The sequence below is a fragment of the Rhodococcus sp. TAF43 genome (assembly GCF_052113525.1).
Taxonomy (GTDB): domain Bacteria; phylum Actinomycetota; class Actinomycetes; order Mycobacteriales; family Mycobacteriaceae; genus Prescottella.
The window spans coordinates 46693-69813 of sequence record NZ_JBFRDL010000005.1; the positions used below are offsets into that span (position 1 = coordinate 46693).

General features: G+C 69.3%; 19 protein-coding genes. 13 read left to right on the forward strand and 6 right to left on the reverse strand.

The features are described 5' to 3' along the window. Positions 1 to 64: 64 nt before the first annotated feature. The 6 genes from yajC to AB4Z09_RS05340 all read left to right on the forward strand — a co-directional run bounded on the left by yajC (position 65) and on the right by AB4Z09_RS05340 (position 8181). Positions 65 to 400: a preprotein translocase subunit YajC gene (gene yajC / locus AB4Z09_RS05315; RefSeq protein ID WP_114722629.1), complete on the forward strand. Its 336-nt coding sequence runs from the start codon at positions 65 to 67 to the stop codon at positions 398 to 400. Positions 401 to 538: 138 nt separating this feature from the next. Beyond that, positions 539 to 2239, forward strand: coding sequence for a protein translocase subunit SecD (gene secD / locus AB4Z09_RS05320; RefSeq protein ID WP_429516398.1), 1701 nt, complete (start codon positions 539 to 541; stop codon positions 2237 to 2239). A 4-nt stretch (positions 2240 to 2243) separates the two neighbouring features. Then, complete coding sequence (gene secF, locus AB4Z09_RS05325; RefSeq protein WP_114722631.1) at positions 2244 to 3425, forward strand: protein translocase subunit SecF; 1182 nt, start codon at positions 2244 to 2246, stop codon at positions 3423 to 3425. Between the two features lies 1 nt (position 3426). Then, positions 3427 to 5181, forward strand: a complete 1755-nt coding sequence (locus AB4Z09_RS05330; protein ID WP_114722632.1) for an ABC transporter substrate-binding protein — start codon at positions 3427 to 3429, stop codon at positions 5179 to 5181. Between the two features lie 8 nt (positions 5182 to 5189). Further along, positions 5190 to 5756 (forward strand): adenine phosphoribosyltransferase, encoded by a 567-nt coding sequence (locus AB4Z09_RS05335; protein ID WP_114722633.1) that lies wholly within the window; start codon positions 5190 to 5192, stop codon positions 5754 to 5756. Positions 5757 to 5838: 82 nt separating this feature from the next. After that, entirely contained in the window at positions 5839 to 8181 is a 2343-nt protein-coding gene (locus AB4Z09_RS05340) for a RelA/SpoT family protein (protein ID WP_174909870.1), read from the forward strand. Positions 8182 to 8269: 88 nt separating this feature from the next. Here the strand turns inward: AB4Z09_RS05340 and AB4Z09_RS05345 are convergent, their stop codons facing one another. Continuing rightward, positions 8270 to 9058: a peptidylprolyl isomerase gene (locus AB4Z09_RS05345; RefSeq protein ID WP_174909872.1), complete on the reverse strand. Its 789-nt coding sequence runs from the start codon at positions 9056 to 9058 to the stop codon at positions 8270 to 8272. Beyond that, a complete protein-coding gene (locus AB4Z09_RS05350) occupies positions 9058 to 9927 on the reverse strand; it encodes a peptidylprolyl isomerase (RefSeq protein WP_174909874.1) in 870 nt (289 codons plus the stop codon). The genes AB4Z09_RS05345 and AB4Z09_RS05350 overlap by 1 nt, the downstream gene beginning before the upstream one ends. 185 nt (positions 9928 to 10112) lie before the next feature. On the opposite strand from AB4Z09_RS05350, the gene AB4Z09_RS05355 reads away from it, so the two are divergent. The 5 genes from AB4Z09_RS05355 (at position 10113) to AB4Z09_RS05375 (ending at position 16525) form a co-directional block, all read left to right on the forward strand. Continuing rightward, positions 10113 to 10793, forward strand: a complete 681-nt coding sequence (locus tag AB4Z09_RS05355) for an MBL fold metallo-hydrolase (RefSeq protein WP_114722637.1) — start codon at positions 10113 to 10115, stop codon at positions 10791 to 10793. 15 nt (positions 10794 to 10808) lie between these two features. Next, positions 10809 to 12083, forward strand: coding sequence for a histidine--tRNA ligase (gene hisS / locus AB4Z09_RS05360; protein WP_174909876.1), 1275 nt, complete (start codon positions 10809 to 10811; stop codon positions 12081 to 12083). Between the two features lie 46 nt (positions 12084 to 12129). Beyond that, positions 12130 to 12711, forward strand: coding sequence for a hypothetical protein (locus AB4Z09_RS05365; RefSeq protein WP_174914655.1), 582 nt, complete (start codon positions 12130 to 12132; stop codon positions 12709 to 12711). A 99-nt stretch (positions 12712 to 12810) separates the two neighbouring features. Continuing rightward, complete coding sequence (locus AB4Z09_RS05370) at positions 12811 to 15414, forward strand: helix-turn-helix transcriptional regulator (RefSeq protein WP_174909878.1); 2604 nt, start codon at positions 12811 to 12813, stop codon at positions 15412 to 15414. A 106-nt stretch (positions 15415 to 15520) separates the two neighbouring features. Then, positions 15521 to 16525: a malate dehydrogenase gene (locus tag AB4Z09_RS05375; RefSeq protein WP_442239309.1), complete on the forward strand. Its 1005-nt coding sequence runs from the start codon at positions 15521 to 15523 to the stop codon at positions 16523 to 16525. A gap of 26 nt (positions 16526 to 16551) precedes the next feature. On the opposite strand, the gene AB4Z09_RS05380 is transcribed toward AB4Z09_RS05375, so the two are convergent. From AB4Z09_RS05380 to AB4Z09_RS05395, 4 genes are all read right to left on the reverse strand, one after another. Continuing rightward, the gene (locus tag AB4Z09_RS05380) at positions 16552 to 17913 is read right to left on the reverse strand and encodes a hypothetical protein (protein WP_442239310.1); all 1362 of its coding nucleotides are present in this window, start codon (positions 17911 to 17913) and stop codon (positions 16552 to 16554) included. Continuing rightward, the gene (locus tag AB4Z09_RS05385) at positions 17910 to 18239 is read right to left on the reverse strand and encodes a type VII secretion target (protein ID WP_442239311.1); all 330 of its coding nucleotides are present in this window, start codon (positions 18237 to 18239) and stop codon (positions 17910 to 17912) included. The genes AB4Z09_RS05380 and AB4Z09_RS05385 overlap by 4 nt, the downstream gene beginning before the upstream one ends. A 95-nt stretch (positions 18240 to 18334) precedes the next feature. Next, positions 18335 to 19015, reverse strand: coding sequence for a TetR/AcrR family transcriptional regulator (locus AB4Z09_RS05390; RefSeq protein ID WP_442239312.1), 681 nt, complete (start codon positions 19013 to 19015; stop codon positions 18335 to 18337). Positions 19016 to 19063: 48 nt separating this feature from the next. Then, positions 19064 to 20485, reverse strand: a complete 1422-nt coding sequence (locus AB4Z09_RS05395) for a putative nucleotidyltransferase substrate binding domain-containing protein (RefSeq protein WP_442239313.1) — start codon at positions 20483 to 20485, stop codon at positions 19064 to 19066. Between the two features lie 248 nt (positions 20486 to 20733). Here AB4Z09_RS05395 and AB4Z09_RS05400 point away from each other — a divergent pair, with 248 nt between their 5' ends. Continuing rightward, entirely contained in the window at positions 20734 to 22254 is a 1521-nt protein-coding gene (locus AB4Z09_RS05400) for an amino acid permease (RefSeq protein ID WP_442239314.1), read from the forward strand. A 25-nt stretch (positions 22255 to 22279) separates the two neighbouring features. Then, positions 22280 to 23113 (forward strand): urea amidolyase associated protein UAAP1, encoded by an 834-nt coding sequence (locus AB4Z09_RS05405; protein WP_442239338.1) that lies wholly within the window; start codon positions 22280 to 22282, stop codon positions 23111 to 23113. Positions 23114 to 23121 lie beyond the last annotated feature (8 nt).

The following is a 23121-nucleotide window of genomic DNA, read 5'->3' on the forward strand; positions in this document are numbered from 1 at the left end:
GGCGCGGCACCGACCCGGATCCGTGCCGTAGACGTGTGTGACAACCCTGAGGACTGACTTTCCGATGCTCGAGTTGCTGTTTCCCGTTCTGATTCTCGCTCTGCTGGTGCCGATGTTCCTCGGCATCCGGCGCCAGAAGAAGGAGATGGCCAAGACCGCTGAACTCCAGGATTCTCTGCAGATCGGTGACCGGGTGATGACGACGGCGGGGCTGCACGCCACCGTCGCCGGCCTCGGCGACGGAACCGTCGACCTCGAGATCGCTCCTGGTGTCGTCACGACGTGGTCGCGCATGGTCATCCGTGAGCACCTCGTCGACGAGGACGCCGCCGGCGACGACGTGGTCGACGAGTCTGACGAGACGCCCGATGAAACGCAGCGTCGTCTGAACGGCGAGTAGTGCGTCGGCCGCCCCCGTAGGCAGGTTCAAGCCTGCCGGCGGGGGCGTGTTCGCGCCTGGCTCGCCGAGGGGCAGTGAGAATCTGCGGCCCATTGCGTCATTCACCTGAACCGCACGTACCGAGGAGACAGACAGACCGTGGCACCTTCGACAGGATCGGTGCATCCAGTGCGCGCGCTCGCCGTTTTCACGACGATCGTCGCCGCGCTGTATGCGTTGGTCTTCTTCACCGGAGACAAGTCCCCGACCCCGGAACTGGGGATCGACCTGCAAGGTGGGACACGAGTCACACTCACCGCGCGAACGCCTGACGGCAGCACTCCCAGCCAGGACAGCCTGCGTCAGGCACAGCAGATCATCGAGACCCGCGTCAACGGCCTGGGTGTCTCGGGCTCCGAGGTCGTGATCGACGGCGACAACCTCGTCATCACGGTCCCCGGCGACGACAGCTCGCAGGCCCGTTCGCTGGGACAGACCGCGCGTCTGTACATCCGTCCGGTGCTCGGCTCGCAGCCCGCGGCCGCGCCCGGCGCGCCGGAGCAGGCGCCGAACACGCAGGCCCCTGCTCCGACGGAGCCGAACACGACTCCGGGGGCGGAGGAGCCGGCGGCGCAGGAGCGCCCGTTCCCGGCGCAGAATCCCACCGAGCCGGCACCGTCGCCGACTCCGGCACCCGAGGCTCCTGCCACCCAGGCGCCGGAGCCCGGTTCGCCCGAGGCCGCGGCCGCGGAGATCTCGAAGGCCAAGGCCACCCGTCAGAGCGAGGACCCCGCGGTCCAGCAGCAGGCGATGGCCACGCTCGACTGCTCGGCACCCGACCCGCTCCAGGGCAACGACGATCCGGCGCTGCCGTTGGTCGCGTGCTCCACTGACGGCACCACCGTGTACCTTCTCGCCCCGAGCATCATCGACGGCCAGGAGATCTCCGACGCGTCGTCCGGCTTCAACGCGCAGCAGTCGCGCTACGAGGTGAGCCTGAGCTTCAAGTCCAGTGGCAGCTCCACGTGGGCGCAGTTCACGTCGGCGAACATCGGTAAGCAGGCCGCCTTCACGCTCGACTCGAAGGTCGTCAGCGCGCCGGTCGTGCAGGGCGCGACCCCGGTCGGCAGCTCGACGTCGATCACCGGTCAGTTCACACAGACCCAGGCGCAGGAGCTCGCCAACACCCTCAAGTACGGTTCGCTGCCGCTGTCGTTCGAGGCGTCGGAGGCCGAAACCGTCTCCGCGACCCTCGGCCTCCAGTCACTCGAGGCGGGTCTGATCGCGGGCGCCGTCGGTCTCGTGCTGGTGCTGGTCTACTGCCTCGTCTACTACCGCATGCTCGGCGTGCTCACAGCGCTCTCGCTCGTGCTGTCGGGCGTCATGGTGTACGCGGTGATGGTTCTGTTGGGCCGGTACATCGGCTTCACCCTGGACCTCGCCGGCATCGCGGGTCTGATCATCGGTATCGGTATGACCGCGGACTCGTTCGTGGTGTTCTTCGAACGCATCAAGGACGAGATGCGTGAGGGCCGCAGCTTCCGTTCGGCGGTGCCCCGCGGTTGGGCGCGCGCACGTCGGACGATCCTGTCCGGCAACGCGGTCAGCTTCATCGCGGCCGCGGTGCTGTACGCCCTCGCTGTGGGCCAGGTGCGTGGCTTCGCGTTCACGCTCGGCCTCACGACGATCCTCGACGTGGTCGTGGTGTTCCTGGTGACGTGGCCGCTGGTCTACATGGCGTCGAAGTCGCGCTTCTGGTCCAAGCCGAGCGTCAACGGGCTCGGGGCCGTCCAGCAGGTCGCCCGCGAACGCAAGATGGTCGCCGCGTCGACCTCCGCATCGTCCGACATGGAGGCATGAAGCAATGAGTGAGTCGAACACCTCCGCCGTCGACACGAACGTCACCGACGCCGGCGTCAACCAGGCACTGCTGCCGCACCACAGCTGGCTCCAGCGCCTGTACACCGGCACCGGTGGCTTCGAGGTCATCGGTCGCCGGAAGTTCTACTACCTGCTGACCGGCGCGATCGTCGCGTTGTCGCTGCTGAGCATCGTCGTTCGTGGATTCACACTCGGAATCGAGTTCGAGGGTGGCACTCGCATCCAGTTCCCGACGCCGGCCGGTGTCACCACCGAGCAGGTCGAGACGGTGTACTCGGACAGCCTCGGCAACGAGCCGGTGTCGGTCCAGACCGTGGGATCCGGTTCCAGTTCGTCGATCGAGATCCGCTCCGAGGCACTCGACGTCGCGCAGGTGGCCACGCTGCAGAATGCGCTGTTCGATGCGTTCCATCCCGAGGACAGCAACGGCAACCCGTCGAAGAACGCCATCAGTGTCGCGGACGTCAGTGAGACGTGGGGCGGCCAGATCACCCAGAAGGCGCTGATAGCGCTCGTGGTGTTCCTGATCATCGTCAGTATCTACATCGCGGTCCGGTTCGAACGCGACATGGCGATCGCGGCGATCATCTCGCTGTTCTTCGACATGATCGTCACCGCCGGCGTGTACTCGCTCATCGGTTTCGAGGTCACGCCCGCCACGGTGATCGGTTTCCTGACGATCCTCGGTTTCTCGCTCTACGACACCGTCGTCGTGTTCGACAAGGTCGAGGAGAACACCCGCGGCATCCTGCACCTGAACCGCCGTACCTACGCCGAACAGGCCAACCTGGCCGTCAACCAGACCCTGATGCGGTCGATCAACACGACGGTGATCTCGATCCTGCCGGTGCTCGGCCTGATGGTCGTCGCAGTGTGGCTCCTCGGTGTCGGCACGCTGAAGGACCTGGCGCTGGTGCAGCTCGTGGGCATCCTGGTCGGTGCCTATTCGTCGATCTTCACCGCGACCCCGATGCTGGTGAGCATCAAGGAGCGGTGGGGTCCCGTCGCCGCACACACCAAGAAGGTGCTGGCCAAGCGTGAGGCGGCGTCCGGTGTGAAGAGTGTTTCGGCCGAGCGGGTAGAGCCGCGGGTGCGTCCGACCGCGGGCGGTGCGCCCAGGCCGGGAGCCACGCCGACCGGAAAGCGCAACAAGAAGAGGCACTGACATGCCGGATGCGAAAACCTCCCGTCGTGCCCCCCGTCCCACCCGCCGCGTCGTCAGGTCGATCGTTGCCCTGACGGCCGCGGCGGCGGTCGGTGCGACCGCCGCCTGCGGCGAGCCCGCCGATCAGGTGCCGTCGCTGGGCTTCGCGATCGACAACGTCGTGACGACCTACAACGGCAACACCGTCGAGGGCGCGGCGACGGGTGCGCGGCAGGCGCTCGGCCGGGTGCTCACCGGCATGAGCTACACCGGTCCCGCCGGTGGGCCGGTCGCGGACACCGATTTCGGCACGGCCAGCGTGCTTCCCGGCGACGTGCTCACCGTGCAATACCGGCTCAACCCGGCATCGGTGTACTCCGACGGTGTGCCCGTCTCCTGCGACGACCTCGTGCTGACGTGGGCGGCGGGCAGTGGACGGTTCACCCGGCCCGGTGACGGCGGCACCGGACCGATGTTCGAGGCGGCCACGAGGGCCGGCTACTCCGACATCGACCGCGTCGACTGCCAACCCGGATCGAAGGACGCCACCGTCGTCTTCAAGCCCGGCCGCGGCTACCTGGACTGGCGTTCGCTGTTCGGGGCGACCGAGGTGATGCCGGCTCACGTCGCGGCGCAGGCCGCGGGTGTGCCGGACCTGGTCGGTGCAGTCCATTCGGGTGATGCCGACGCAGTCGGTCGCATCGCCGACTTCTGGAACACGGGCTGGACACTGACGCCTGGTGAACCGGATCTGACGAGACTGCCGTCGTCGGGTCCGTATCGGATCGACTCCTACACCGCCGACGGCGGGCTGGTGCTCGTCGAGAACGAGCGCTGGTGGGGCAACAAGCCCGCCACGTCCCGAATCGTGGTGTGGCCCAAGGGTTCGGATGTGCAGTCCCGCATCGACGACGGTGACATCGAGGTCGTCGACATCGGTTCCGGATCGATCGAGGGCCTGAATCTGGGCGACGGCTTCGACGTCGTGGACCAGCCGTCGCGCAGCGTCGAGCAGTTGGTGCTGGCTACGCGCGGCACCCTCGGCTCGGTCGAGGCCCGGCGGGCGTTGGCATTGTGTCTGCCGCGTCAGCAGTTGTTCGACCAACTCGGTCATCCCGGTTTCGACGTGCCGACCGGGCTGGGTTCGGGCGTGGTCGACTCCCGGATCACGGCGCCCGACACGCTCTTCTACGCGTCGGCAGTCGCGGCCGAGGGCGGGATCTACACCGATCCGGACATCCCCGGCGCGACTGCGGCGCGGGAGGAGACGGGGCAGCAGCACCTCACGGTGCGTGTCGGCTACCTCGGACCCGACGAGCGGCGCGCGCAGACCGTTCAGGAGATCGCCGCGTCGTGCGCGGGTGCCGGGATCACCGTCGAGGACGCCGGCTCGCCCGACTTCCGGCCGACGGCCCTCGGCGCGGGCCAGGTCGATGCCGTGCTCGCCGGAACGGGTTCGGCGGCGGGTGCCGCCGGCGTGAGCGCGACGACCGACGCGGCCTTCGCGTTGCACTCGGGCAACGGCGACAACTTCGGCGGGTTCGCCAATGGTCGCTTCGATCAGATCGCCGATCAGCTCGCGGTCGACGGTTCCCTGGCGGCGCGGATGTCGCTGGCGGGGGAGGCGGAGGCGATCCTCTGGAACGAGATGCCGACGATTCCGCTGTTCGACCAGCCGCGGACGACCGCGCATTCGAAGGGGATGCACGCGGTGGTGCCGAACCCTACGAGGTCCGGTGCCGGGTGGAACATGGACAGGTGGATACTTCTCAGGTGATTTCTCAGATGGATGCGCCTGAAGCTGCCACGCCGAACCTCGCGACTGCGCTGGAGAAGGCCGGCGAAGCGGTGTCGCGTCTGACGCGCTGGTGTGACGACTTCCCGACGCCCGGGGTTCGGTTCGCCGACCTGACTCCGGTCTTCGCGGACGGTCCCGGTTACCGCGCCGTGATCGACGGTCTCGCGGCGGCGGGCACCGGTGCCGACCTCGTCGCGGGCGTCGACGCTCGGGGCTTCCTGCTCGGTGGCGGCGTCGCGCTCGAGTTGGGCTGTGGTGTGCTGGCGGTGCGCAAGGCGGGCAAGCTGCCGCCGCCGGTGTATGCGGAGAGCTATGCGCTCGAGTACGGCGCGGCGACGCTGGAGATCCCGTGCGACGCGCCCGACCTGAAGGGCCGGCGGGTGTTCGTGATCGACGACGTCCTCGCCACCGGCGGAACGCTGTTGGCGGCCGCCGAACTGCTGGCCCGGGCCGGTGCCGAGGTGGTCGGCGTCGCGGTGGTTCTCGAGATCGAGGAACTGGGTGGCCGGGAGCGGTTCGAGCGGTACCCGCTGACGTCGCTCGTGCGAGTCTGAGGACTACAGTTGTGCCTGGTGGTGTTGCAGTGCCGCCGGGTCCCGAGGGACCGCCCGCAGCGCGGTGGCAGGAGGTGACGGCATGACCCAGCATCTTGATCGGTCTCAGAACACAGGTGCACCCGGTACAGGGGCGACGCCACCTGCGGAGAAGTCCGCACCCGCGCCCGTACCGACCTCCGCGTCGCGACGGGTGCGCGCCCGGTTGGCACGGCGCATCACCGGTCAGCGCAACGCCCCGGTCCGCCCGGTGCTCGAACCGCTGGTGACCCTGCACCGCGAGCTGTACCCCAAGGCCGACTTCTCGCTGCTGCAGCGGGCGTACGACGTCGCCGAGCAGCGGCACGCCACGCAGTTCCGCAAGTCCGGCGACCCGTACATCACCCATCCGCTCGCGGTCGCGAACATCCTCGCCGAACTCGGCATGGACACCACCACCCTGGTGGCGGCGCTCCTCCACGACACCGTCGAGGACACCGGGTATTCGCTCGAGGAACTGACCGCCGAGTTCGGTGAGGAGGTGGCGCACCTCGTCGACGGCGTCACCAAGCTGGACAAGGTGGTCCTGGGATCGGCTGCCGAGGGCGAGACGATCCGCAAGATGATCATCGCGATGGCGCGCGATCCACGGGTGCTGGTCATCAAGGTCGCCGACCGGCTCCACAACATGCGCACGATGCGGTTCCTGCCGCCGGAGAAGCAGGCGCGCAAGGCCCGCGAGACGTTGGAAGTGATTGCGCCGCTGGCGCATCGACTCGGCATGGCGACCGTGAAGTGGGAGCTCGAGGACCTGTCGTTCGCGATCCTGCATCCGAAGAAGTACGAGGAGATCGTCCGGCTGGTCGCGGACCGGGCACCGTCGCGCGACACCTACCTGGCGAAAGTGCGGGCGGAGATCAACGCGACCCTGTCGGCGTCACGGATCAATGCCGTCGTCGAGGGCCGCCCCAAGCACTACTGGTCGATCTACCAGAAGATGATCGTCAAGGGCCGCGACTTCGACGACATCCACGACCTGGTGGGCGTGCGGATCCTGTGCGACGAGATCCGCGACTGCTACGCCGCGGTCGGCGTCGTGCACTCGCTGTGGCAGCCGATGGCGGGCCGGTTCAAGGACTACATCGCGCAGCCGCGGTACGGGGTCTACCAGTCGCTGCACACCACCGTGATCGGCCCCGAGGGCAAGCCGCTGGAGGTGCAGATCCGCACGCGGGACATGCACCGCACGGCGGAGTTCGGTATCGCCGCGCACTGGCGCTACAAGGAGACCAAGGGGCGGCACTCCGGCGATGTCGCCGAGGTCGACGACATGGCGTGGATGCGTCAGCTGCTCGACTGGCAGCGGGAGGCCGCCGATCCCGGTGAGTTCCTCGAGTCGCTCCGGTACGACCTCGCGGTCAAGGAGATCTTCGTCTTCACGCCGAAGGGCGATGTGGTGACGTTGCCCGCCGGCTCGACGCCGGTCGACTTCGCCTACGCGGTGCACACCGAGGTCGGACACCGATGTATCGGTGCCCGCGTCAACGGCCGGTTGGTGGCGCTCGAGCGCACGCTCGAGAACGGTGAGGTCGTCGAGGTCTTCACATCGAAGGCGGCCAACGCCGGGCCGAGTCGGGACTGGCAGTCGTTCGTGGTGTCGCCGCGGGCGAAGACCAAGATTCGGCAGTGGTTCGCGAAGGAACGCCGCGAGGAAGCGCTCGAAGCCGGCAAGGACGCCATCGCGAAGGAGGTTCGCCGCGGTGGACTTCCCTTGCAGCGCTTGATGAATGCCGAGTCGATGACGGCGATCGCGCACGAGTTGCGGTATGCCGACGTCTCGGCGCTCTACACCGCGGTGGGCGAGCACAACGTCTCGGCTCAGCACGTCGTGCAGCGCCTGGTCGCGCATCTCGGCGGCGTCGGCGCCGTCGAGGAGGAGTTGGCCGAGCGGTCGACGCCGTCGACCATCCCCACCCGCCCGCGTGGCACCGGCGACGTGGGCGTGCTGGTGCCCGGAGCGCCGGGCACGGTCGCCAAGCTCGCGAAGTGTTGCACCCCGGTGCCGGGCGACGAGATCATGGGCTTCGTGACGCGCGGCGGTGCGGTGAGCGTGCACCGCACGGACTGCACCAACGCGGCCTCGCTGCGACAGCAGTCGGAGCGGATCATCGAAGTCCAGTGGGCGCCGTCGCCGTCGTCGGTGTTCCTGGTGGCCATCCAGATCGAGGCACTCGACAGGCATCGGTTGCTGTCGGACGTGACCAAGGCTCTCGCCGACGAGAAGGTGAACATCCTGTCGGCGTCGGTGACTACGTCGGGGGACCGGGTCGCGGTCAGCAAGTTCACGTTCGAGATGGGCGACCCGAAGCACCTGGGTCATGTGCTGAACGTGGTGCGCAACGTCGAGGGCGTCTACGACGTCTACCGCGTGACGTCGGCCGCCTAGCGGGTTCGAGCCTCCGGAACGGGCTGAAGGGGCCCTTCGTGCGCTGTGAGCGTACGAAGGGCCCCTTCAGCTGTGCAGGGGAGGCGTGTCAGCCGAGTTTGGCGGTCTCGATGGTGACCGGGTTGGTCGGGGCGCCGTCGCCGGGCGACGTGGAGCCCTTCACGCCGGCCGCGGCGATCTTGTCCAGGGTGGCGAGCCCCTCGTCCGAGATCGTGCCGACCACCGTGTAGTTCGGCTGGAGCAGCGAGTCCTCGAAGACCAGGAAGAACTGGCTGCCGTTGGTGTCGGCGCCGGCGTTGGCCATCGCGACGGTGCCGCGGGGATACACGACGGGGTTGTTCAGCGCGGGATCGTTCGCGGCGAACTGATTGGTCGGGTACTCGTTGGCGTACTGGTAGCCGGGTCCGCCGCTGCCGCGTCCGGACGGGTCACCGCACTGCAGCATGCCCAGGCCGGGGACGGTGGAGATGCGGTGGCAGGGGGTGCCGTCGTAGTACGCCTGCTCGGTGAGGCTGACGAAGCTGTTGACCGTGCAGGGTGCCTTCGCGCGGTCGAGGGTGAGGCCGATCGGACCCGCATCGGTGGCGAGAGCGACCGGGACGGTGCCCTCGGTCGAGACGCCCGTTCCGTTCGGAGCCTTCACGTCCTTCGCGGCCGGACCGGCCGGGGCGTAGCTGCAGTCGACCGTCGGCGCGGCGGGTGCGGCGGCCGCGGGCAGGGCCGCGAAACGGGACATGTCGATCGACGGCGCGGCCGGTGTCGTCCAGGTGCTCGATGCGCTCGTGGAGGTGTCGGTGGAGCTGTCGTTGTCGGAGGAGCACCCGGTCAGGACGAGTGCCACGCCCAGTCCGACTGCGGCTAATGCTGTGCGCTTCATCAGTCCAGTCTCACACTCGTGATCTCGACGGGCAGGTTCGGCTTGCCGTCACCGGGCTGGTTGGACGCGTCGTTTCCGGCCGCGGCAACCTTGTCGAGGGTCGCGAGGCCGGTCTCGTCGATCGTGCCGAACACGGTGTAGTCCGGCGGCAGCTGCGAATCGCCGTAGACCATGAAGAATTGGCTGCCGTTGCTGTTCGGCACGGCGCTGTGCGCCATCGCCAGGGTGCCGCGGGGGTACAGCGCGGGCGTGCTCAACGCGGGATCGCCCTCGGCGTACTGGTCGGTCGGGAACTCGTTGGCGAAGCCGTAGCCGGGCCCGCCGGTCCCGGTCCCGGTGGGGTCGCCGCACTGCAGGACCTGCAGGCTGTCACCTGTGGTGAGCCGGTGGCAGCTGGTGGCGTCGAAGTAGCCCTGCGAGGCGAGGCTGACGAAATTGTTGACCGTGCAGGGCGATTCGCCGTTGTTCAGCGTCAGGCCGATGTTGCCCTGCGAAGTCTCCATGCTGGCGCTGACGGTCGCGACGGTGGTGTCGATGCCCTCGGTGCGCGGCGGAGTGTTGGGCTTCGACGGCGCGCTGCCGTCGGGCGTGTAGGTGCAGTTCACGAGATTCGCGAGCGCCTCGGCGCGACCGGCCGGCAACGCGCCGGCGGTCTGCGTCGGGGAGGCCGCGGTGTTCTCGGAGGACTTGTCCTCGTCCTTGCCGCTCAGCGTCACCACGACGGCCCCGACCGCGACCACGACGATGACGCCGACGATCGAACCGGCGATCGTCAACTGCTTGCGCTTTCGTGCGCGCGCGGCGCGCCGTTCGAGCTGGCGTTCCAGCTTTCTCTTCGCTGCTTCCCGGCGCTGCTGATTGCTCGGCACTGCGGTAGTCCTCCCGTACGTCTCGTTCGGTTTGTTCCGGAATATCTCGTGGCACCCGTCGCCGCCCGAGGGCTTCGGGCGAGTCTGTCATTCCAACCTGAGAAGATCCTGGCGCGACGACAGCCTAGGCTGTATGCGGTCCGCAACGGACCCCGTAATCGACCCGTACTTTAGGAGCTGCCGCCGTGCTCGTCACCGGATTCCCGGCCGGGATGTTCCAGACCAACTGTTACATCCTCGCGCAGGACGACTCGACGGACTGCGTTGTCGTCGATCCCGGCCAGGACGCGGCCGAACCGTTGGCGCAGTTCCTCGCCCAGTCGGAGCTCGAGCCCCGGGCGGTGCTGTTGACACACGGCCATCTCGATCACACGTGGTCGGTGCAGCCGGTCTGCGAGCGGTACGGCATTCCGGCCTACATCCACCCCGAGGACCGGTACATGCTCAGCGATCCCGCGCGCGGGATCGGACCGACCATGAACCAGTTCATCGCCGGGGTCGAGTTCCGTGAGCCGGCCGAGGTGATCGAACTCGCCGACGGTGACGAGTTCTCCGTCGCCGGGATCGACTTCGTGGTCGACCACACCCCCGGGCACACGCAGGGTTCGGTCGTCTTCCGCACCGAACTGTCGACCGATGACGGACCGCTGCAGGTCGCACTGACCGGAGACACGCTGTTCCAGGGTTCGATCGGCCGCAGCGACCTTCCCGGGGGCAACCACGAGCAGTTGCTGCGCTCGATCGCGCGCAAGTTGCTCGTGCTCGACGACAGCACCGCAATCCTGCCCGGCCACGGTGGATCGAGTTCGATCGGCCAGGAGCGTGCCGCGAACCCGTTCCTCGTTGGACTGACCGCCTCCCAGTAAGGAAAAGTAAGCACCGTGAGTAAGTCCAGCACCTTCTCGGCCCCCAAGGGCATTCCCGACTATGTCCCGCCGCAGTCCGCGGAGTTCGTCGCCGTGCGCGACGGGCTGACCCGCGCGGCGAGGTTGGCCGGCTACGGACACATCGAGTTGCCGATCTTCGAGGACACGGGTCTGTTCGCCCGCGGCGTCGGTGAGTCCACCGACGTCGTGTCGAAGGAGATGTACACGTTCGCCGACCGCGGCGATCGTTCGGTGACGCTCCGGCCCGAGGGCACCGCCGGTGTGATGCGCGCCGTGATCGAGCACGGCCTCGACCGCGGCCAACTCCCGGTCAAGCTCAGCTACGCCGGCCCGTTCTTCCGCTACGAGCGCCCCCAGGCGGGCCGCTACCGTCAGCTGCAGCAGGTGGGCGTCGAGGCGATCGGCGTGGACGATCCGGCGCTCGACGCCGAGGTCATCGCGATCGCCGACGCCGGTTTCCGGTCCCTCGGACTCGACGGTTTCCGGCTCGAGATCACCTCGCTCGGTGACGAGACGTGCCGCCCGCAGTATCGGGAGCGGTTGCAGGAGTTCCTGTTCGCGCTGCCGCTGGACGAAGAAACGCAGGCACGAGCCCGAATCAACCCGCTGCGCGTGCTCGACGACAAGCGCAAGGAGGTCCGCGAGATGACGGCGGACGCCCCGCTCATGCTCGATCACCTCTCGGAGAGTGCGAAGTCGCACTTCGATCAGGTCCTCGCACACCTCGACGCGCTCGGTGTGCCCTACGTCGTGAATCCGCGCATGGTGCGCGGCCTCGACTACTACACCAAGACCACGTTCGAGTTCGTCCACGACGGTCTCGGTGCACAGTCCGGCATCGGCGGCGGTGGTCGCTACGACGGCCTCATGGAGCAGCTCGGCGGTCAGCCGTTGTCCGGTATCGGCTTCGGCCTCGGTGTGGACCGCACCATCCTGGCGCTCGCGGCGGAGGGCAAGTCCGCCGGCAACCCCGCGCGCTGCGAGGTGTTCGGCGTGCCGATCGGTGACGCGGCGAAGGCGCGGATGGTCACGATCGCGCGGGACCTGCGGGCGGCCGGCATCCGCGTCGACATGGTGTACGGCGATCGCGGGATCAAGGGCTCGATGAAGGCGGCGGACCGTTCGGGTGCACGGTTCGCGCTCGTGCTCGGCGACGAGGACCTCGCGGCCGACACGATCGGCGTCAAGAACCTGGGCACCGGCGAACAGACCTCGGTCCCGTTGGAAGATATTGTCGCGCAGATCGGTTCGATTCTTGCCGACGCCTGACGGCGCGGGTGGGGAGCAGTTCTCCCTCGACCTCATCCCGGCGTCGATGTTGGCGCCCCGCATGCGCCGGATCGCCGTCGTCTCGATCGTGATCGGGATCGTGGTGGGCGCCGTGGTGGCGTTCTTCGCCGACCCGCTGGTCGCCGTCGCCGTCGGCGCGGTGATCGGCCTGCCGACCGCGCTGTCGGCGCTGCTGGCAACCCGGCGCCGAATGTGGTTGGACGGCACCGTGATCCACGCATCGAACGGACTCCGGCACCGTCGGATCGAGGTGGGCAAGGCGGTCAGTGTCGAGTTCGTCGTCCGGGCCGGGCGGATCAGTCAGGTCGCGGTACGGATCGGGGACGGCCGGGCTGCGCAGACCGTGCCGCTCGCGCTCTACACCGCGGACGGCGGGCGCGAACTCGAGGTGCTCGGGTTGCGCAAGCTCGCCGACGCCCTCTCCGCGAGCGAACTGGCACCCGCGGCCGCCGCGGCATCGCTGCTCATCGAGCAGTTGCGAGCGGAGGCCCGGGGTGCCGGTCTGGAGGAGCGCCCGCTGTACCGAGCGGTCGTACTGGTCCGCGATGCGGGCCGGGTCCCGCAGACCGTGCTCACCGACCAGGAAGTCGCGACCCTGTCGATCTGACGTCCGTGCGCCGAGACGGACTGACCGGGCGGTAACTCCCTGGTTGCGGGTTCGGCCGTTCGCTTCGCTGCGCCGCCGGACAGGATTATCGTTCGAAGCATGGTCGGACTCTGGCCCGTCCTCGATCGCAAGGCTGTCTTCGAGGACGCAGAGGAACTGCTCCGCAACGGCACGTCGTGCGGAGTGGTGCTGGTCGGTACCGCCGGGGTCGGCAAGACCACGATGGCGCGGGAGTTGGTGGGTTCGCTCACCGGTGACGCCCGATGGATCGTCGGCACCGAGTCCACCCAGTCCATTCCCCTCGGGGCGTTCGCGCCGCACCTGGCCCGCACCACGTCGCGCGACCCCGTCGTCGCGCTGCGCGCGGTGCGCGACCTGCTCGCCGAGGACGGCTCGGCTCCCGACGGCTGGGTGGGGATCATCGGGGTGGACGACGCGCACCTGCTCGACGAGTTCTCGGCGGGACTGGTCCACCAGTTGGCGGTCGGCCGCGATGCCCGGCTGGTCGTCACCGTCCGCAGCGGTGCTCCCGTGCCGGGGGCGATCGAGGCGCTGTGGAAGGACGGCCTGCTCACCCCGTTCGTGGTCCCGCCGTTCACGCGGCAGGAGATGGACGAGGAACTGCACGCGGTTCTCGGCGCTCCGGTCGAGCGGTTCAGCGCGGACGAGATCTGGGAGGCGTCGGAGGGCAATCCGCTGTTCCTGCGGCACCTCGTGGAGGGCGCGCTCGACGGCGGCACACTCCGCAAATCGGGGGGTGTGTGGCAGTTGCGGGGTCGCCCCGGGGTGTCCGCGGCCCTCGCGTCGCTGCTCGAGTCGCGCTTCGCGCGGACACCGCGCGACGCCCTCGACGTGGTCGACTACCTCGCCTTCTGCGAGCCACTCGAGCTCGAGGTACTCAGCGAACTGGTGAGCCGGCGGTCGATCGAAGAGGCCGAGCGGCTGGATCTGGTGCGCATCCGGGACGTGGGAAACGCGCACGTCGTGCGCCTGGCACATCCGCTCTTCGGTGAGGTGATCCGCGATCGTGCCGGTGTGCTCGCCGCGCAGCGTATCAAGCGGCGACTCGTCGAGGTGCTGCGCGCGTCACCCGATCCGGGCGTGGTGACCTCGATGCGCATCGCCGAGCTGGCGATGGAGTCCGGAATGGACCCGGATCCGGATCTGCTGGTGCGCGGTGCGGAGGACGCGATCGCGATGGCCAGCCTCGATCTCGGTGCGCGCCTCGCGGGTGCCGCCGTCCGGCGCGGAGCCGGCTTCGACGCGTCGTTCGCGCTGGGTCGGGCCCTGATGTGGCAGGGCCGGGGCGACGAGGCCGAGAAGGTGTTCGCGGCCGTCGACCCGGACGCGTTGAGCGAGTACGACGTCGCCCGTTGGCTCCTGACCCGCGTCGCGAGCCTGTATCTGGAGGCCGGTCGCCCGCAGGAGGCGGTCGCGCTGTTCGAGCGCGAACGGGGCCGGATCACCGACCCCATGCTCGCGGTGTCGGTGGTGGCACTGGACGCGGTCCTGCACCTGTACGACCGTCGGCCCGCGGAGGCGATCGCACTGGCCCGGCAGGTGGGGGCGGCGCCGGAGGCCCACCCGTGGGCGCGTGCCAGCGCGGTGTTCGCGGGTGTCGCGGCGCTGACCGTGTCGGGCCGCGGCTTCGAGGTGGGCGCGCTGGCCTCGTCCGCGTGGGAAGCGATCTCGCACGGCGACGGCCTGCTGCGATTCCACATCGGTTACTTCGAGGTCCAGGCACTCACGCTCGTCGGCCGGTTGTCGGCGGCACAGCAGACGGCCGCCCGGTACCGCGACCTGGCCGCCGGACAGCCGAACAGCGCCGCCCTGGCCGACGTGGCGTCCGGCGTCGTGGAACTGACGAGCGGCAGGCTCAACGATGCCGCCGAGCACCTGACGGAGGCCCTCGCGGTGCTCGACCGCGAGACGCGATCGGAATGGATGCTGCTCGCGGCCGTGAGCCTGTGCGAGGTGCGGGCCGCGCAGGGGAAGCCCGACGACGCCACCGCCGCTCTCGCGATCGCGGAACGCCATTCCGGCCCCGAACTGGCCTTCTTCGACCCGCTCATCGACATCGCCCGGGCGTGGGTGGCGGGGGCGGCGGGGGAGGTGTCCGCCGCGGTCCATGCGGCGCGCCGCGGTGCGGACCGGGCTGCGCAGTCCGGCCAGTTCGCGGTGGAGGCGCTCGCGCTCGACGTCGCGACCACGTTCGGCGACTACTCCACCGTCCAGCGGCTCGTCGAGCTCGGGTCGGTCGTGGACGGGCCGTTCGCGAAGGTGGCGGCCGAGCGAGCACGCGCGCTGGCGAAGGCGGACGGACCCGCACTCGACCGGCTCGCCGCCGAGTTCGAGCGCGTCGGCGCCCTGATCGCGGCGGCGGACATGTACGCGCAGGCCGCCACCGCGTACTCGCGGTCGAGCGACCGCCGGGGTGAACTGTCGGCGGCGGCGAAGGCGCACTGGTTGTCGTCGCGGTGTGACGGGGCGACCACGCCCGCCCTGGCGAAGGCGGCCCGCCCGCTGCCGCTGACCGATCGTGAACGGGAGATCGCGGTTCTGGTCGGTCGCGGACTGTCGAACAAGGACATCGCCAGCCGACTGGTGCTGTCGGTGCGCACCGTCGAGGGCCACATCTACCGGGCGTGCGAGAAGCTGGCGCTGAGCCACCGCAGCGACCTCGCCAAGCTCGTCCAGGTGTGAGCCGTTCCACAATCGTCGATCGACGTGTGGTGTGACCGATCTCCTTCTCCCGCTGCCGGATTCGTGGCTACGGTGGGAAGTGTCGATGACGACGCGAGGAGGCGGCATGAGCACTGCACCTGTCGGTAACGCACCAGCCACTGTCACGGTCACCGGGGCCTCCGGGCAGATCGCGTACGGTTTGCTCTTCCGGATCGCGGCCGGCGACATGCTCGGTCCCGAGACCCCGATTCGCTTGAGATTGCTGGAGATTCCCGCTGCGGTCAGATCCGCGGAGGGTGTCGCGATGGAACTCGAGGACGGTGCGTTTCCGCTGCTCGACGGAATCGAGATCACCGACGATCCACTCGTCGGCTTCGACGGGTCCGACATCGCGATGCTGGTCGGGGCGCGTCCCCGCACGAAGGGCATGGAACGCGCGGACCTGCTGTCGGCGAACGGCGCGATCTTCACCGCGCAGGGCCGGGCGATCGAGGCCCGCGCATCGGACGACGTCAAGGTGCTGGTCGTGGGCAATCCGGCGAACACCAACGCGCTGATCGCTATGAACAATGCTCCCCGCGTGCCGCGAAACCGGTTCTCGGCCCTGACCCGGCTCGACCACAACCGGGCCATCGCGCAACTCGCGCACAAGACCGGTGAGCCGGCCGCCAGCATTCGTCGGATGACCATCTGGGGTAACCACTCGGCAACTCAGTACCCGGACCTGTTCCACGCTTTCGTGGGCAACAAGCCTGCGGACGATGCGGTCTCGGATCCTGCCTGGATCGAGGACGACTTCGTTCCCACCGTGCAGCAGCGGGGGACTGCCATCATCCAGGCCCGTGGGTCGTCGTCGGCGGCGAGCGCCGCGAGCGCGGCGATCGATCATGTCCGGGACTGGGTCCGCGGAACCGCCGACGGAGACTGGGTCTCGATGGCGGTGTGCTCGGACGGCTCGTACGGCGTCCCGGAGGGTTTGATCAGCTCGTTCCCGGTGACTTGCGCGGACGGTGAGTTCACCATCGTTCCGGACCTGGAGATCGACGACTTCTCGCGCGGACGGATCGCCCGGTCCGTCGCGGAACTCGAGCAGGAACGGGACGCGGTCCGCGCGCTCGGCCTGATCTGACGACGGGCCGAGCGCACGAACGGCGCTCAGCGCGGGTCGAACTCGTCGGCCCCCAGCTCGCCGGGGTCGACGCCGCCGATGACCGCCGGGGCCACCATCGGCAGGTCGCCGACAACGTCGTTGCTCCGCGCCGCATCGACGAGGTAGCTCGGTGTGCTGCGATCCACGGTGTCGTCGTAGCCGCTGCGAGCCCCGGAGCCCATTCCGCCGGGCGCGAAGCCGCTGCCCGTTCCCGACGCGGCGGCGCCCAGGGCCGGTGCGGTCGGATTCGCAGGTCCGGCGGCGGGAGTGCCGGCCTGCACCTGTGCGGCAGCCGGCCCGCGCCCCGCCGAACCGGCGGCCGCAGCGCTGCCGCTTCCGATGCTTCCGAGGAAGCCGGACGTGGCGGAACCGCCTGAGCCACCGCCACCTCCGACACCGCCGCCGGCGGGGGTTGTCGGCGCTGCGGTCGTGGTGGCCGCGAAGTCCCCGGCGCCCCCGGTGATGCCCGCGGCCAGGGTGGGCGCCGCGACGGAATCCCCGAACTGTCCGGTGAGCGTCCCGACGAGGGGTTTTCCGACCGATTCGAGAAGTGAACTCGCGACCGCGATCGGCGACGGCCCGCCCCCGGGCGTGAGACCGGCTGCGGGAGCGGGCGCCGGCGGAACCGGGATCTCGGCCCCCAGTGCTGCCATCGCCGACTGGTGCCCGGCGAGTTCGGCGCGGGTTTCGGCGATCACGGTCAACGCGCGCTGGAGATGATCGGCAGCGGCCGCGATGAGCATGGTCTGTCCCGGCGGGGTGAGAGCCACCGGCCCGGCAGCAACGGCGGTCGCGACGAACGATTCGGCGACGGCAACGAGTTTCGCGTTGCCGCGAGCCACTGAGCCCGCGGCTTCCTGCGTGACCGTGGCGATCTCGTTTCCGCGTCGGCTGAGCTGCTCGCCGGCGAGCTGGGCATGCTGTCCCTGGGACTGGGCGGCGAGCGCGGCCCGACCGTCCCACGCCTGATCGAGGGTCTTCAGTCCGGACAGCCCCATGGACAGTGCGGTGTCGATGATCGACGACGACTGCTGCAGCAACGCCGTCGGATCGAAACCGCCGACCGTTCCGGTGCCGAACGCGCCGGCGAGCTCGGAGATCGGTTGCAGCAGTTGATCCAGACCCGGCAACGGCGGCAGCACGGGAAGCGGCGGTAGTGCAGGCAGTGGTGGGAGCGGCGGCAGGGCGCCCGCCGCGATGTCGGTGAACGGTGTGTCCAGCAGCGGCCCGAGCGGCGACGCGGCGAGCGCCTCCATCGGGGTGCGGGGGACCGGCATGTCGAGCACCGGTGCGACCGGTGACGCCTGCAACAGATCCAGCACCGTCGGCTGATCGCTCCCCGATGCCGTCGAATCCGAGGCCGTCATGCGTTCTCCCCCAGAGCATCTCGTGCGGCGCCGAGTGCGGCACCGGTGGACCGGTCCGCGCCGTCGTAGGCCGCCGCGATGGTGTGCGCGAGCGAACTCGTGCCCGCGTACACGTTCGCCAGGGCCGCAACCGATCTCGCGTGCGTCACCTGCGTCGTGGCAAATGTCGCGAGGAAGTCGGCGCCGATGACACCGAACACCGGCGCCAGTGCCACGACGTTGGCGGCGGCGTCGAACGCGCCGGCCGCTCCGATGTTCGCGGCAGTCTCCGCCGCTATGTCCCCGTACGCGCGAATCTCGTCCGGCGCAGCCGTGAATCCGTCCATGTCGACCCCCCAGTCAGTGATTCCGGTGACACTGTAGCGGAGGCGGTGGGGCGTGCGCGCAGCGTCGGGGCCGGGCTGTGGACAACTCTCGGCAGTCAGCTTTCGGGTATTCGGTCGAGGAGGGCCGTTGCCCGTCTCGCGATCTCGTCCGTCGGACCAGTCCAGCCCAGGGCCCGTAGGGCCGCGTCGGCGACCGCGTCGGGGGTGAGCGGCGACGTGGTGTCGTGCACCGCGGCGTCCGAACGTGAGCTGATGGTCGCCTCGACGAGCCGGAACGGCAGTTCGAGGGGGACGGAACCGCAGTCAGGGCCGGCGATCGCGTCGCGGGCGTCGTGCGCGAACGCCGCGTACCGCGCCATGAGGTCCGCCCGCAGTCCGCGGAACTCGGCGAACCGCTCCGTCGTCACCTCGGGCAGTAGGTACAGGGCGCCCAGATTCCAGCGGGACGCGACGAGCTGCCCGGCATCGAAGAGCGCGAGGGCGTACATGCCCACGACGGGATCGTCACAGTCCCGGCGCAGCTGTTCGGCGCACTCCACCGGAGCCGCGACGGTCCCGAGCAGGAGGGCGGCGAGGATGTCGTCCTTGGTGGCGAAATGGTGGTACATCGACGCCTGCCGGATCCCGACGGCGTCGGCGATCATCCGCGTGGACGTTCCCGTGAAGCCGCGGGTGGTGAACAGTTCCGCCGCCGCGTCGAGGATCTCCTCGCGTGCGGTCGCGCCGGGCCGTTTGCGCGTCGACAGTCTCGGCCGGCCGGCACCAGTTGTCGTCATGGATCCATCCTTACAGGAAAGCGACGCAGTGCGATTCGCGAAGCGCGGTCAGTCGGCGGGTGGGCCCGCATACGACAGCCGTCGCTGCACGCCGGCGATCTCGCGGACCGCCTCGGACAAGAGGCTCCGGAACAGCGGAGTGAGCGACCCGGCCGCGATCTCGTCGGTGACGGCGTGGCCCTGCTCGAGGAGCTCGCACTGGTGTCGGAGCCGGATCTGTTGCACGACCTCGAACGACTCGGACAGTACGCGGGCATCGTCGTCGAGCAAGAGTCCGGTGCCGGCCGCCGCCCGCAGGCGTTCGGTCGTCGAGCGGTCGCTGACGCCGGCGCAGATCCCGGCCCATCGCGCGATGTTCACGACGGGCATCGCCGCATCGGCCTTGAGATCGATGTTCCCCGTGCGGCGGGTCAGGAGGCGGCGCAGCGGGTGCAGGCGCGCGGGTTCGTCCACGGCCTGGCGCAGCAGCAGCCTCGTCGCGGCGGGGGCGGTGCGCAGTCGAGTCGCCACCCACTCGGCGAGGTGGGGACGCCCATCTCCCCAGGTCTCCCGGCTGTCCGCGAGCATCGACAGCATCACCAGACCGCGATCGGTGAACGGGTCGGCGATCCACCCCTCCACCGCACCGAGCCAGCGCTGGTGCGATCGGGAGAACCGGGTGCGGTCGGCGGTCGCGCCCTTGGCGTCCGCGCGAAGCCCACACGAGTCCAGGAGATCGTGAACCCGAGCGGCGAGCGCGGTGACGGTGTCGGTCTCGATGTCGGCTCCGACGACGACCGCGGTGTCGAGATCGGAGTTCGGTAGCGCCTCGCGCCGAGCGACACTGCCCAGGCTCAGCCAGGTGAGGTCCGGCGCGGCGCGCGCGGCCACCAGATCGAGTGCTCGTGCCACGGTCGCGTCGACGATCACCGACAGGATTGCGCTGACGTCGGTCGGTGCCACCCGCGCTCGATGCAGGTCCAGGACCAGGGCGGGGATCTGCCTTGCGGTGGCGATGAGCTGATCGGTGTCGGCGGTGCGCGCCACGGCGCCGCGCAGCAGGAAGCCGCCGCGCGCTGCGCCGGCGAGGAGATCGGCGTCCTCGACGATGCCGAGCACCTCGCCCCGTGTCGAGAGCACCGGCATCGTGCGAACCCCGCATTCGAGCATGTCGCGCAGGGCGTCGGCGCCCAGTCGGTCGGCGGGACACGTGTGTACCGGGCTGGTCATCGCGGCGGTGACGGGCGTGTTCGGGCCGAGGCCCGCGGCGACGACCCGCCGCGTGAGGTCGCCTTCGGTCACGATGCCGTGGGATCCGTCGGCCAGTGGCACGAGAACGCATCGCCGGCGCGTAGTTGTCATGAGAACGGCGGCGTCGCGGACGGTCGCCGTCGCCGGACACAACGGTGCGCGTCCCCGCAACAGCTCGCCCACCGGCCGGATCGCCGGGCTGGTCGCCACCGACGGACGCCGGTTCACCTGTTCGTCCACGATGTCCATCCTGGCAGTGGTACCCCCGCGCCCGGGTCGCCGCGCCCGTGACCTGCGCGTGTGAGTGGTTGGTCATCCGCAGGTAACCGATGACACGGGACTGCAACCGAAGACGTCCACCTGGACTCACGTTTGCAACGTCGGCGACATTGACCGCGTCATTTGGCTCGGAAAACTGTCGAGTGACAGAAACCGGTACCCGGGGCGGCCCGGGAGAGGTGACGCTTCCGTCCTCTGCAGGAGAGTTCATGACGAGTACCGCGCCGACAGCGTCGAACGACCGGGGCGACCTGGCCGAGTTCGGCTACGAGCAGCAGTTGCACCGATCCCTCGGGAAGTTCGCGTCCTTCGCGGCGGGCTTCTCCTTCGTCTCGATCCTCACCACGATCTTCCAATTGTTCGGTCTCGGTTTCGGATTCGCCGGTCCGGCCTTCTTCTGGACGTGGCCCGTGGTGTTCCTCGGCCAGTTCATGGTCGCGCTGTGCTTCGCGGAACTCGCGGCGCGCTACCCGATCTCGGGAGCGGTCTATCAGTGGTCGCGTCGGATGGGCGGCGAGATCGTCGGGTGGTTCGCCGGCTGGTTCATGATCCTCGCGCAGATCGTCACCGCGTCCGCGGCCGCGATCGCGCTGCAGGTGGTGCTGCCGTCCGTCTGGAGAGGCTTCCAGGTGATCGGCGAGGATTCGGCGCTCACGTCGCCGAGCGGTGCCACGAACGCCGTCCTGCTCGGGTCGATCCTGCTGGTGCTGACGACCACCATCAACTGCGTCGGTGTGAACTGGATGTCCCGCATCAACAACATCGGAGTGACCTGCGAGATCGTCGGTGTCGTCGCGGTGGTGGGCATGCTGTTCACCCACGCCGAGCGTGGGCCCGAGGTCGTGTTCGACACGGGTGCCGCCGGCACCCAGCCCGGGTACATCTGGGCGTGGATCGTCTCGGGCCTGATGGCGGCGTACGTCATGGTCGGTTTCGGGTCGGCCGGTGAACTCGCGGAGGAAACGCGGAACCCTCGTCGCGTCGCCCCGCGCACCATCCGGTTGGCGCTGTCGGTGTCCGCACTCGGCGGTGGCCTCATGATCGTGGGTGCACTGATGGCGGCGCCGAGTCTCACCGACGGCCGCCTGGCCGCCGAGGGTCTGCCGTACGTGCTGACGTCGATCCTGAGCTCGCCGTGGGGAACCCTGCTCCTGGTGGACGTCGCGATCGCGGTGTTCGTGTGCACGCTCGCCATCCAGACCGCTGCCTCCCGGCTGATGTTCTCGATGGCACGCGACGGCCGGTTGCCCGCCAGCGGCGCGCTGTCGAAGGTCAACGGCAGGACCGGTACCCCGATCGCGCCGTCTGTGCTGATCGGTCTGGCATGCATCGTGGTCCTCGCCGTGAACGTCGGTAACTCGGCGATCTTCACGACGCTGTCGAGCGTGTGCATCGTGCTGATCTATCTCGCCTACCTGATGGTGACCGTTCCGCTTCTGGTCCGCCGGCTGAAGGGGTGGCCCAACGGCGGCGCACAGGTCGACGCGGACGGGCGAAAGTTGTTCTCGCTCGGTGTGTTCGCGATCCCGGTGAACATCGCAGCCGTCGCCTATGGGCTGCTGATGGTCGTCAATCTGTCCTGGCCTCGCGCCGAAATCTTCAACCCCACAGGGGAATTCCCGATCCTCCAGTGGTCCGCGCCGATCACCGTGGTGGCAGTGGTGCTCGTCGGAGCGCTCTGCTATCCGCGCAGCAAGGCCGTCCCGAACCCCGTCACGATTGGAGCCTGAAGTGACCACCACCAGCCCCGCCGAGCTGTCGACCTCCACCACGAACGGAGCCAGGGCGCACGCCCGCGCCCAGGCCGGCACCATCACCGATTCGATGCCCATTCTCCCGGCCTCCGCCTGGCCGACCCCACCCGCCGGTATCCCCGCCGAGCGCCTCACGTGGGCCGAGACGGTGCCGGGCGGACGCTACACCTCCAAGGTGCTCGCTCGCGGAACCCGGATCCGGCTGCGCGACATCGACGGAGCGGCCTGCGCCAACGTCCTGCTGTACCGGGCCGACGGCCCGTGGGAGCGGCTCAACGTCGCCGACACGGTCAAGGTGCCGTGGCAGGCCTACCTCGGCGTCGGGCACCCGCTGCTCTCCGACGCGGGCCGGGTGCTGGCCACCGTGGTCGCGGACACCTCCGGTCGGCACGATGCGCTGTGCGGTACCACCAGCCGTGCCGGGAACACCGCGAAGTACGGGTCCGGGTCGGTGCACTCGCCGTCGCCCGCGGGCCGGGAGCTGCTGACCCTCGCCGCCGCGAAGCACGGACTGGAACCCCGGGACCTGCCGCCGGCGCTGTCGTTCTTCCACGGCGTCCGCGTCGAAACCGACGGCGCGCTGACGAGCATCGGCACCGCCGGCGCCGGAGCGTACGTGGAACTGCTGCTGCATCTTCCGCTGATCGTGCTGATCGCCGACGCGGCGCACCCGCTCGATCCCGACCCCGAGTTCTCCACCACCGCCCTCGAGGTTCTCGCGTGGTCCGCCCCCGACGACCTCGACACCCTCCCCACCGACGACCCCGAGTACCGCCGGGCCGTTCTCAACACCGAGGACGCCTGGACCGCGCTGCACCCCGGAAAGGACGCGTGATGACCACC